The following is a 9,479-nucleotide window of genomic DNA, read 5'->3' as shown; positions in this document are numbered from 1 at the left end:
GTTTTTTATTTACCACCAACTGGGTGGCTAACTTCATTCTATAATCTACCAGAAAGATTAATTCGTGCTGAACGGAAGGAAACTAAACATTGTGGAATAATACCACCAGCAGCCACCAGGAAGTAAAGAAAACCAAACCATCCTGGAATAGCACCATACATTACTTGGTAAGGATCACTCGCACTAGCCAAGCTTGGTGAGATGGTACTTAGCAATACACCACCAGCCATTAAGATAAAAAGTGGCGTAGCAGCACCTAAAGTAGTATTCCAAAAAGTTGCAGATGGTTTTGTATTAGGACGAACATAGGCGCCCCAATCAGCAGCGGCCATTGACCATGAAATACTGGAACCAGCAGCGATAAAAGCTACAGCTGGTAACCAGCCAGTCACCCAGCTACCTGGTTTCATCGCAAAGGCTTCTCCCCAATTAGCATTCATTAGAAACATGATCAGCATAACTAAAGTTAATCCGCCAAAGATCCAGCTTAACCAAGTTTGAATTTTAGCCAAGGTATCTTCTTTGAAGATACCTGATAGGAAGACCAAACCCGCAAATACTACTAAACAAATAAATTTTGTAAAGCCGGTTTGAGAAATATGGATGGTTTTTAACATTGCTGAAAATAATAAGGTACCAGTAATTACGTTAACCGCTAACCAGCCAACCATATTTAACCAGGCCATAAAGTTAGGAATCTTATTACCATGGGTACCAAACGCAGCCCGACTTAATTTAAACGTTGTAACTCCTTCACGTTGACCAATCATGGCAACCCAACCTGGAATTGCAAAGGTTAACGCACCAATTAATGCGGCCGTAATTGATTGCCAAAATGATAAGTGATAACTAACAATAATCGCACCATAAACGAACCCCATGATACCGATATTAGCAGCAAACCAATTGTAAAAAAGCTTACCAGGACTTAGCGTCTTATCCTTTTCTGGTACCTTTACAAACTCGTTATCCATAGTAGTTCACCTCATCTTTTTACTATGCTTTAAACTCTGAAATCTTATCTGCAAAATCATGAATATCGTGTTGAGGATTCTTTTCATCAATTAATTTTTTCCAGTCGGCAGGAATGTTCTTAGCACCAACTTTTGCACCACAAATTGCGGTTGCCATCGCACCAATTGTATCGGTGTCACCACCTAAGTTTGTACAAATGAAGGCGCTCTTCTTAACATCCTTAGCATAGTAAGCAATTGCTAATGCTGCTGGAATACTTTCTGAAATCGTAGTTCCAGTACCAACAGTATTATAAATTGCTCGACTAAACGCCTCATCATCACCCGCATACTTATGTGCAAGTGTAATTCCAACTTCTAATCGTTCCTTATTGTGGGCGGCCCAAGTTGGTGCACCTAGTTTAAAGCCAGCATCGTTTGCCCTTTCAGCGTAAGTAATAATTTCATCCCAGTCATAATCGGCCATCGCTGCCGTTACTGCCCCAGCAATCATTGCTGCCCCGGAAATGGCCACATCACTAGAGTGCGTAATTTTCGTAACTTCGTAAACCATCTGAATCAGCTTATCAAATTCTTCAGGTTCGTATAGTGTACCAATAGGCGAAATACGCATACCACAGCCATTCGTTAACGCCGTCTTAGTAACTTCGGCAGGATCTTTCCCCTCCTTCACTAATTTAAGGGCGGCCTTACTGCTTGGGCCTAGTATATTGTTCGTCCATGCACCAACTTTGTCTGCCCATTTCATAATATGTTTAACTAATACTTTAGTATCCGGTTTCCAGTTAGTTTCAATTAAGGCGTCCAGAATTGCAAATGCCTGGTTGGTGTCATCAGTGTATTCACCAGCCTTAAAATTAATTGCAATATCGTTATCATCAGTACCATCCAGAAAAGTCGTAATATTACGACCAAATTTATCCCGAATCTTCTGGATTGGCCACAGTTCAGTCGGCATCCCCATTGAATCACCGATTGCTTGTCCATATAGTGCACCTAGAATTTTGTCTTTATCACGCATAAAAATTCCTCCTATATACCAAGTGTCAAATCAAATTCGGCAAAATTGCTATAGGTTACTTTAGCCTTTTCCACAATTTTTCCTTCTTCATCATGAACAACCCCTTGTGCTTGTAACAATGGATCATGAATATTACACTGCAGATTTTCAGCTAACTCTTTATCGGCACTGACAGCAGACATCCTTAGTAATGTAGTTGAAGGAATCGTTTTGTACTCTTGCCGGATAATTGAGTATAGCGACTCTTTACTGAAATCATATTTTTCTAGGCCGTGAAATCGATTAAGGCTAACTTGTGATTCATCAACTGTTATTGGAATCAAGGAATCGTCACTATCAAACATTCGTAGACGTTTCAAATAAAGAATCTTATTGCTGTTATCAGTAATTATTTTTTTCTCCAATATCTTACTAACCGGCTTGGCACCAATTTGCTGAGCGTAATCAGAAAATCCCTTAAAGTTAAAAAGCTTAACTTTTGGTTGCCTTTGATGAACAAAGGATCCTTTGCCTTGAACCCGTTCAATCAAGTTCATACGTTGTAGATCTTTCAGCGCCTTTTGGATAGTTGAACGTGTTACGTCAAATTCATTTGCATATTCTGCTTCCGACGGTAGTTTGTCACCGACCTTACGATTATTAAAAATATCATTTTGAATTGCTAAAACGATCTGTGCGCGCAAACTATTATTACTTCTTTGTAAATCCATTTTATTTCATCCCTATTACTTGAGTACTCAAGTACACAATAACACTATTTTTAATTTTTGCAAGCGCTTTCTAAATTTTAAAATAATTCCATGAATTATAAAAAAAGTACCTCTTAGAAATCACTCTAGTAACGAGGTGTTTCTTAAGAGATACTTCAATAAACTTTAAACTATTTTAATATGGGCATTCAAAACAAGAATCCCCTATTGCCCCTCCCCCGGAAGCGTCCGGTAAGCGAGTTTTTCAATCACGTCCTGGTTTTGTGGGTACTTGGCTAACAGGGTTGGCTGGTCAAAGATTTCAAAATCATGGTAGTCAAAGCCCGGCGCCACGGCACAACTAACCAGGCTAAAGCCGGCCGCATTGACTGCGGAGCCAAAGATAACCCCCGCCGAGGCCCGGTACTGGAGCTGCTCGCCCTTCTCTAAGTGCGGGCCAAGTACAACCTGGTTAGACGAACCGTTCGGATAAAGGGTGTAAATCGTAATCGGGTCACCCGCATGATAATACCACAGCTCATCGTGTTTTAGGCGGTGAAAGTGGGATGGTGAACTAGCGTCAAGCAGAAAGTAAATCGACGTGTAGTAATAACGCTCCTTATCGACTGTAGCGGGCACAAACGTATCCGCACTGTGGTAAATCTGGCGGTACCAGCCCCCTTCCGGATGTGGCTGAAGGTGGAGATAGTTGATATAGTCGGCCTTGTTCATGTGGGTGATCCCTCCTCATTTTGATATGAACATTATACCACCCCACCGATAAAGTTGTTCGTAATTTCACCAAATGCGGTATTTAATTCTGCCGTAAAAAGCTATAAATATTCCAATCTTTCAACAGGAGCGGATTCTTTCGGAAATGGTTCGGCGTGATGCCGGTATACTGCTTAAACATGTTGGTGAAGTAGGCCTGGTCATTAAAGCCCAGCTGACCAGCAATCTGTGAAATTGGTAGGTTCGTCGATAAGAGCAGAGTCAGGGAATAGTTAATCTTAGCGAGGCTCCGAAACTGGGTAAAGGACACCCCCAGCCAGCGCTTAAAGAGCCCCGAAAAGTAGTGGGGTGACATATTAAGCTCCCCCGCTAGTTCTTTTACACTGATATTTTCCTGAACGTTATTTAACAGGATATGGTAGGCCCGCACAACGGCCGGTGGCGTGTTGGCACCCCACCGCCTTTCCATTTGCCGACTCAAGTCAAACAGTTCCTCTTCAATGCATTCGATCACGTCCTTAACCGACCTTTGCTTTTCCAGGCAACGGACATAGTAGTCATTGAGGCTGTAGGCCCGTTCAAAGTCCATCCCGTTCCGCAGCGCAATTCGAATATTGGTTGAAACGCAAATGATTCCAAAGTCAATCATGTTACGGAGGTCCCCCTTGTCGCTAAGGACCCCAATCCGGCCCGAGTTTAGTAATGAATTTAAGGCACTATGGATCTCGGCCCGATCGCCAATTAGGATCGCATAATTGGTCTGCCGTTCAAAGGCATAGTTCACGTGGGCCCCGTTAATACTCAGCTTAACGAAGGCACTCCGCTTTAGTTTAATTTCGGTAACTACTGGCTTTTGAAAGCGGCGGCGAAGTTTTTTCTCGCGGTAGTACGCCCCCAGCAGGTTCAAGCAAAACGAAATCGTCATGATAAAGTTCGCTTGTTTAAACCGCCTTACGCAAGAACCGCTGATTAAAAAGGGACGGTTAGCCGGGGCCCTTCCATCCCCGATACGATAATCAGTAATAATCACAGGACCAATCATATAATTAACATTTTGATAATGGATGTTAGCAACTACCAGATCCTTCTGTTTATTACGGTAAAAGGTAACTAACTTCCTGCTTGCATTTTGGAAAATAAAGCCCTGGGGACTAAAGGAGTTAGCCAACTGTTGATAATTTATTAACTTGATAATCCGGCGGCGATTCGCAATACAGCAGGGTAACCCCGCGACGGTTAAGTATTTAATAAAGATATTCATCTGGCTCCTCCTCGCTGACTTTTTCACAAATAATGGTTTATTAATACAAGATTCGCCGTACCATTTCACTGATAATATACTCGTAAGCGCTTGCAGGTTAATTATATCGCAATTATCGTCCATGAGAATATTAGGAGATGACATTTATGAAGATCTATGTCGATGCAAAAGCGCCATTCGATGGAAACGGGACCAAGGAACGCCCCTTTAAGTTAATTAATGAGGCCGCCAAAATTGCCGAACCAGGTGACGAAGTGCTCGTCTTTCCTGGTACCTACCGCGAAAACGTTAACCCCATCCATTCTGGTGAAAAGGACGCCCGGATTACCTACCGGAGTGTTGAGCCACTGGGTGCGGTTATCACCGGGGCCGAAAAGATTACGGACTGGCAACCGTACCAGGGCAACGTTTGGGTTGCCAGAGTTAACAACGCAATCTTTGGCTCCTACAACCCTTACACGACTTACGTTATCGGTGACTGGTACTTTGGTCCGGTCGACAAGCACACCGGGGCCGTTTACATGAACAACATCCACTTCTACGAAACAAACACCCTCGACGAATGTCTTAAGGGTGAAGTCTATGCTCGTTCTTGGGATCAGGCCAACTCCGTTTACAAGTGGTACACGGAACAGGATGACGACCGCAACGAGACCATCATCTACGCCAACTTCCAGGGTAAGGACCCGAACAAGGAAGACGTTGACATCAACGTGCGGCGGGAATGCTTCTGGCCACAAAAGACCGGCGTTAACTACATCACCCTCGCCGGCTTCAATGTCAACAAGGCCGCTACGACCTGGGCGCCACCGGCTGCCTTCCAAGATGGGATGGTCGGTCCCCACTGGGCAAAGGGCTGGATCATCGAGGACTGTGACATCAGTCTTAGTCGTTGTGCTGGGATTTCCCTAGGGAAGTACAAAGACCCCAACAATGATCACTACTTCACCTACAAGCACATCAAGACCCCTACCCAAATGGAACGGGAAGCCGTTTGCCGTGGTCAATACGACGGCTGGCTAAAGGAAAATATCGGTCACCACATCGTTCGTCGGTGCAACATTCACGACTGCGAACAAGACGGGATCGTTGGTCGGCAAGGCGGGGTCTTCAGCCTAATTGAAGACAACCATGTCCACCACATTAACAACATGCAGGAACTAGCCGGGGCCGAAATCGCCGGGATCAAGATGCACGCCGCCATTGATGTTATCTACCGGCGCAACCACTTTGACCACTGTACGATGGGCCTCTGGTGTGACTGGGAAGCCCAAGGTACCCGGATCACCCAAAACCTGTTTGACCATAACTACGCTCCTGACGGTACCGCCCACCGGCTTGACGGGGCCATGGAAAGCCAGGATATCTGGGTTGAAGTTGGGCACGGTCCAACCCTGATTGACAACAACCTGCTCCTTTCCAAGGACTCCCTAAAGATCCCAACCGATGGGCTGGCAGTCGTCAATAACTTGATTCTTGGCTCCTTCACCTTCGTCGGCACCGGGACCGACTATCCTGGCAAGGGCCACGAATATCAACGCTTTACGCCATACCATATTCCACACCGAACCGAAGTTGCTGGTTTTGCCATGATCCTGCACGGTGATGACCGTTTCTACAACAACATCTTTGTCCAAAAGTGGACCCCATCAGAGAATCCAGAGGATAACGAAGAAGTCGGGACGTTCGTCTTTGATGACTACCCAACATACGACGAGTGGTACGCCCCATTCAAGAAGCTCGAAGGCAAGCCGGCCAAGGAAAATGACATGGCTGACTTACAGCCATACCAACTGGGACACCTGCCAGTTTGGGCTGGCGGAAACGTTTACCTAAACGGTGCTAAGGCCTGGAAGAAGGAAGTTAACAACCTGATTAACGACCAGGATGATGCCAAGGTTGACCTGGTCGACAAGGATGGTAAGCCGGCACTGGAAACGAATGTTTACGACATCATTGGGAACTACAAGAACAACATCATTGACTCCAACATTCTCGGTGAGGCCTTCCAGCCAGAACAACGCTTTGAAACGCCAGAGGGTGACGATATCCAAATCAGTGAAGACTACTTCGGCAACCACCGGGGAATCTCAACTATTCCTGGACCATTCGCCTCTCCAGAAGACGTTGGCAAGGCACTGTGGAATGAAGATTTTTAAGCTAGTACGTTAATTGCGGTTGCGGGTTTCTGGTAGGAATCCGTAACAAGAAATTATTAATTATTTTTATCTTGAGTACTAGCATTCAAAGGACGTGAATAATATGAATGATTCCACTGAACGGAAGCCGTGGCAAACGCCTTCCAATGAGGAACAGCCTAAATTTCCGGTGCGGACCTGTATTGGGATTGTCTTAGGTTACTTTCTATGGGTTGGCCCCTACCTTGGATTAGTTGGGGTAACGGTTCCTAAACTGGTGCAGGACATTGACCCTGCCACTAAACAAAACGTTATTGCGACGATGTCAGCGGTCGCGATGATCGTAGCCACCATTTCCAATATTATTTGGGGTGGCCTGTCTGACCGGACCCGGTCACGCTGGGGACGGCGGACACCATGGATTATCGTCGGTTCAATTGGTTCCTTTGTCAGCATTATTGCTTGGAGCCACGCCAAGACGGCCTTCGGGATTGTGCTTGGGGACTCGGTCTACGTACTGTTCCAGAACATGATCGTGGCCCCACTGGTAGCCGTGATTGCCGACCGGACCTCCGAACAGTTCCGGGGGACCATGTCGGGGATGTATGCCCTGGGGACCGCGGCTGCTCAGGGATTAGGCCCTGTAATTGGTTCGCACTTCCTGTACAATAACTCGATGGGCTTTATGGTGATGGCGATTATGACCTTACTGTCTGGTCCAGTCGCTGCCATTATCCTGCACGAACAATCGACTAAAGACATGCCGGTCGAAAAGATCAATGGTTGGAAGGCCTTCTCCGCAAACTTTGTCTTCCCAACTCATAACGCCCGGAACTTCTACCTGGCCCTGTTTGGTAAGTTTATGATTATCATTTCGCAATTTGCCATTTCCGGCTACACCCTTTACATCTTTACGGACTACGTAAAGCTAAAGGGCGCCGCAGTTCAGAGTTATGTTTCAATGGTTTCAATTATCTTGATGATTACGGCGATTATTATGTCGCTGATCTCAGGACCATTGGCCGATAAGCTAAAGATCCGGAAGATGCCGGTAATCGTGGCGGGGCTGATCATTGCGTTAGGGGTATTTATCCCAACCTTTACTAACAGCGCTAGTGGGATGCTCGCCTACGCGGTTGTTGCCGGGATCGGTTTCGGGATGTATAACTCCGTTGACCAAGCCCTAAACATTGACGTTTTGCCAAACGAGAAGACGGCAGCGAAGGATCTAGGTTTGCTTAACATGGCCAACAGTGCGGGGCAAATCTTTGGCCCAATCGTAGCGGCCTCTGCCATTAACATGGGCGGCTATGGTTACATCTTCCCTGCCGCATGTGCCTTTGCGGTTATCGGTTCGATCCTGATTTGCTTTATTAAAGGTATTAAGTAGTTTCATCGCATTCCAATTTTAATAACATCTACAGGCTCAACAATTGATCTCCTTTTTTCGGATAATTTATGGGGAGATAATTGTTGGGCCTTTTATGGTGTCGTATCGAACATCCCCCGTCTCTACGCAAGCCAAGACGGATTTTGACTGGCTTCTGCCGGCCGTTTCTAATGATGACTAATTTTCATAACGTTTTGACGAAGAGTTACTTATATAAAGAATAATGGCCTTGCCATAGCAAAATATCACTTTGGCAAGGCCAAACTCAGAATTCAAGGTATTTAATATCCTCGCTAATCACATGGTCACCTAATCTACCGAACAGCCCTCATCCCTTTAAGACGGACTTTTCTCCTTCAAACAAGATGCTTCGCAAGGGCTCGGGAATACACAATGTTATAACCATACAGAACTCTTCTGGATTTGGAACTATACGCCATTATCCCCCTTACCCACAATTGGTACCCAAATTTCAGCGTAGCGCTGTCTAATACCATTGGAATGACAGCGTAAGAGTAATTTACCTACAATTTGATTGCCCAATCTATAATTGGTATTTTCTTGGTATTCAGCCAATTTTTGGTTTAGTTTTATCACCATCTCCCCTTCACTACCCAAGTTAATAATTTCGTGAATTGCCGGTTGTGGCATAAGCGTAAAGGTGCCCCGATTATACTTTTTTAGAATAAATCCCCACTGGTAGTCTGTTACCTTGTGGGATGGTGACAGTTGACAACGGAAGCAAACATTTTTAATTCTTTTATTCTCCTTTTAGTAAGGCGTAGCGAAAAGAATACCATTGGGTGAGTAATTTGTTAAATCGTCGATTATTAATTGGGGACAAGTAACAATCTCAAAGGGTTTATCAATCTTGTTTTGGACTTGTTGAATATCTTGAATAGTAGAATTGACCTGCTTAGTCAAAGCTTGTAAATGATCGATTTGTGCCTGAAGCTCAGACTTTTTCTGTTCCAACATATTCATATAATCATTTGAATCAGCCTCATTGAGCAGGGTATTAAGTTCTTGAATTTTAAAATTAAGGGGATGAAAAACAATTAGGTCGAAAATCTGATTGATATCTTCATACGTATAATAACGATATCCGTTGTCAGGATTTCGATGACTATGAATCAGGCCCTTATCTTCGAAGAATCGGATAGTTTGTTTGGGAATTGAAAAGTATTTTGAAATATCATTAACACTGTATTTTTTTAACATGGCAGATTGTAAAATTTAAGTTGAACATTTTAGTGGACAGAAAAACCCATAAA

8 protein-coding genes and 1 pseudogene are annotated in these 9,479 nt (G+C 44.5%); 2 read left to right on the top strand and 7 right to left on the bottom strand.

What is annotated here, in order from left to right; genetic code table 11:
• Positions 1-50: 50 nt before the first annotated feature.
• From ACI31H_RS03155 to ACI31H_RS03135, 5 genes and pseudogenes are all read right to left on the bottom strand, one after another.
• Positions 51-974 (bottom strand): annotated as a pseudogene (locus ACI31H_RS03155) (purine-cytosine permease family protein); the annotation flags it as partial.
• Positions 975-996: 22 nt separating this feature from the next.
• On the bottom strand, positions 997-1,995 hold the full coding sequence (locus ACI31H_RS03150; protein ID WP_439770548.1) for an ADP-ribosylglycohydrolase family protein: 999 nt from the start codon (positions 1,993-1,995) through the stop codon (positions 997-999).
• Positions 1,996-2,006: 11 nt separating this feature from the next.
• A complete protein-coding gene (locus ACI31H_RS03145) occupies positions 2,007-2,705 on the bottom strand; it encodes a GntR family transcriptional regulator (RefSeq protein WP_439770547.1) in 699 nt (232 codons plus the stop codon).
• Positions 2,706-2,909: 204 nt separating this feature from the next.
• The gene (locus tag ACI31H_RS03140) at positions 2,910-3,416 is read right to left on the bottom strand and encodes a cupin domain-containing protein (protein WP_439770546.1); all 507 of its coding nucleotides are present in this window, start codon (positions 3,414-3,416) and stop codon (positions 2,910-2,912) included.
• Positions 3,417-3,498: 82 nt separating this feature from the next.
• Positions 3,499-4,677: a helix-turn-helix domain-containing protein gene (locus tag ACI31H_RS03135; protein ID WP_439770545.1), complete on the bottom strand. Its 1,179-nt coding sequence runs from the start codon at positions 4,675-4,677 to the stop codon at positions 3,499-3,501.
• A gap of 146 nt (positions 4,678-4,823) precedes the next feature.
• Between ACI31H_RS03135 and ACI31H_RS03130 the strand changes: the two genes are divergently transcribed.
• A complete protein-coding gene (locus ACI31H_RS03130; protein WP_439770544.1) occupies positions 4,824-6,836 on the top strand; it encodes a right-handed parallel beta-helix repeat-containing protein in 2,013 nt (670 codons plus the stop codon).
• A gap of 103 nt (positions 6,837-6,939) precedes the next feature.
• Positions 6,940-8,205 carry an MFS transporter gene (locus ACI31H_RS03125; RefSeq protein ID WP_439770543.1) on the top strand — a complete coding sequence of 422 codons (1,266 nt, stop codon included), beginning with the start codon at positions 6,940-6,942 and terminating at the stop codon, positions 8,203-8,205.
• Between the two features lie 429 nt (positions 8,206-8,634).
• Here the strand turns inward: ACI31H_RS03125 and ACI31H_RS03120 are convergent, their stop codons facing one another.
• The gene (locus tag ACI31H_RS03120; protein WP_439770542.1) at positions 8,635-8,856 is read right to left on the bottom strand and encodes a hypothetical protein; all 222 of its coding nucleotides are present in this window, start codon (positions 8,854-8,856) and stop codon (positions 8,635-8,637) included.
• Positions 8,857-8,976: 120 nt separating this feature from the next.
• The gene (locus ACI31H_RS03115) at positions 8,977-9,426 is read right to left on the bottom strand and encodes a MerR family transcriptional regulator (protein ID WP_439770541.1); all 450 of its coding nucleotides are present in this window, start codon (positions 9,424-9,426) and stop codon (positions 8,977-8,979) included.
• Positions 9,427-9,479: the final 53 nt, after the last annotated feature.

It is taken from the genome of Limosilactobacillus sp. (genome assembly GCF_051873035.1).
Classification (GTDB): domain Bacteria; phylum Bacillota; class Bacilli; order Lactobacillales; family Lactobacillaceae; genus Limosilactobacillus.
This window is presented reverse-complemented; position numbering and strand designations above follow the sequence as displayed.

What these genes read in the sequence shown, in the direction of transcription:
- ACI31H_RS03150 (WP_439770548.1), bottom strand. Translation starts at nt 1,995, where the DNA reads ATGCGTGATAAAGACAAAATTCTAGGTGCACTATATGGACAAGCAATC.
- ACI31H_RS03145 (WP_439770547.1), bottom strand. Translation starts at nt 2,705, where the DNA reads ATGGATTTACAAAGAAGTAATAATAGTTTGCGCGCACAGATCGTTTTA.
- ACI31H_RS03140 (WP_439770546.1), bottom strand. Translation starts at nt 3,416, where the DNA reads ATGAACAAGGCCGACTATATCAACTATCTCCACCTTCAGCCACATCCG.
- ACI31H_RS03135 (WP_439770545.1), bottom strand. Translation starts at nt 4,677, where the DNA reads ATGAATATCTTTATTAAATACTTAACCGTCGCGGGGTTACCCTGCTGT.
- ACI31H_RS03130 (WP_439770544.1), top strand. Translation starts at nt 4,824, where the DNA reads ATGAAGATCTATGTCGATGCAAAAGCGCCATTCGATGGAAACGGGACC.
- ACI31H_RS03125 (WP_439770543.1), top strand. Translation starts at nt 6,940, where the DNA reads ATGAATGATTCCACTGAACGGAAGCCGTGGCAAACGCCTTCCAATGAG.
- ACI31H_RS03120 (WP_439770542.1), bottom strand. Translation starts at nt 8,856, where the DNA reads ATGCCACAACCGGCAATTCACGAAATTATTAACTTGGGTAGTGAAGGG.
- ACI31H_RS03115 (WP_439770541.1), bottom strand. Translation starts at nt 9,426, where the DNA reads ATGTTAAAAAAATACAGTGTTAATGATATTTCAAAATACTTTTCAATT.